Source organism: Acidiphilium sp. PM (genome assembly GCF_000219295.1).
In the GTDB taxonomy this organism is placed as follows: Bacteria; Pseudomonadota; Alphaproteobacteria; order Acetobacterales; family Acetobacteraceae; genus Acidiphilium; species Acidiphilium multivorum.
Genome location: NZ_AFPR01000263.1, coordinates 1 through 611 on the forward strand (window position 1 = coordinate 1; position 611 = coordinate 611).

1 protein-coding gene is annotated in these 611 nt (G+C 72.8%); it reads left to right on the forward strand.

Annotated features, from left to right (window positions below; genetic code table 11):
* The coding region (locus APM_RS10920) for an efflux RND transporter permease subunit (RefSeq protein ID WP_007423435.1) at positions 1-611 on the forward strand (611 nt) is incomplete at both ends.

Below are 611 nucleotides of genomic sequence, written 5' to 3' on the forward strand. Positions count from 1 at the left end.
CGATGTCGCCCATGTGCGGATCGCCGCGCCGCCGCGGTTCGGCGCGGCGCTGATCCATGACCGGCAGGGGCTGCTGCTGCTGGTCTCCTCGCTCTATGGCGCCAACACGCTGAAGGTCGCCAACCAGGCGGCGCACGTGATCGCGCGGCTGACGCCGGGGCTGCGGGCGGAGGGGGTCGGCGTCGATCCGCGCGCCTTCACGCCGGCGGCGTTCATCCGCGTCGCGCTGCTCGATCTCGGCCATGTGCTGCTGATCGGCGCGGCGCTGATCCTGCTCGTGCTGCTCGTCGCGCTGCGGGACTGGCGGGCGGCGCTGATTTCCTTCGTCGCCATTCCGGTGTCGCTGCTGGCGGCGGTCGGGGTGATCACGGCGCTCGGCATCACCCTCAACACCATGGCGCTGGCCGGCCTCGCGATCGCGCTCGGCGAACTGGTCGACGACGCGGTGGTCGATGTCGAGAACATCACCCGCCGCCTGCGGGAGAACCGCGCCGCCGCCGCCCCGGCGCCGAGGCTGCTGGTGATCCTCCGCGCCTCGCTGGAGGTGCGCAGCGCGATCGTGTTCGCGAGCGCCGCCGTCGTCGTCGCGTTCACCCCGGTGATCGCGCTCG